This is a genomic window from Bradyrhizobium genosp. SA-3 (assembly GCF_004212635.1).
Classification (GTDB): Bacteria; Pseudomonadota; Alphaproteobacteria; order Rhizobiales; family Xanthobacteraceae; genus Bradyrhizobium.
On record NZ_PSRT01000336.1, the window covers coordinates 1 to 753 of the forward strand.

Consider the following 753-nt stretch of genomic DNA (forward strand, 5'->3'; position numbering starts at 1 on the left):
GAGGAGGGACCTACCGCCGCTCGCGAAAGAATTCCCGCAGCAGCCGCGCCGCCTCGCTCTCGCCGACCCCGGAATAGACCTCCGGCGCGTGGTGGCAGGTCGGGGAAGCAAAGAACCGCACGCCGGACTCGACCGCGCCGCCTTTGGGGTCGGCGGCGCCGTAATAGAGCCGCCTCACCCTTGCAAAGGAGATGGCGCCCGCACACATGGTGCAGGGCTCCAGCGTCACGTAAAGGTCGCAGTCGACGAGGCGCTCGCTGCCGATCTTCTTCGCCGCCTCGCGCAGCGCGATGATCTCGGCATGGGCCGTGGGGTCGTAGTCGGTCAGCGTCCGGTTCGCCGCGGTGGCGATGACCTCGTAATTGCGGACCACGACGCACCCGATCGGAACTTCGCCCGATTTTCCGGCATTTTCGGCCGTCCTAAGCGCCAAATCCATGAAAGAAGGGGCTTTCATGCCTCGTATCATCGCCAGAAACCTGCTACTAGCTCCGCCTTCAGCAAGAGTGGATACCGATTTTGCCTGAGCATGCGGCTCGGAACGAGCGCGCACAATGCTCATCGCGCCACCCCTAAGTGAGATTATTCATGCCTCGCGACAGCGACAAAGACAACGATTCCCGCGGCCGGCGTGATCGTGGCCCGTCCAAGGGCCGTACCGGCAAGCCCCGGGGGCCGGACAAGAAATTCGCCAAGCGCGGCTTCGAGGGCAAGGGTGATCGCGACAGCCGCCCGCCCCGCGAGGGCCGTGAG

1 protein-coding gene is annotated in these 753 nt (G+C 65.1%); it reads right to left on the reverse strand.

Annotation, left to right across the window (positions count from 1 at the left end; all coding sequences use genetic code 11):
• Window positions 1–10: 10 nt before the first annotated feature.
• A complete protein-coding gene (locus CWO91_RS42365) occupies window positions 11–469 on the reverse strand; it encodes a nucleoside deaminase (RefSeq protein ID WP_130221193.1) in 459 nt (152 codons plus the stop codon).
• Between the last annotated feature and the right edge of the window lie 284 nt (window positions 470–753).

Excerpts from the sequence above, each read along its gene's own strand:
- CWO91_RS42365 (WP_130221193.1), bottom strand. The coding sequence starts at position 469 with ATGATACGAGGCATGAAAGCCCCTTCTTTCATGGATTTGGCGCTTAGG.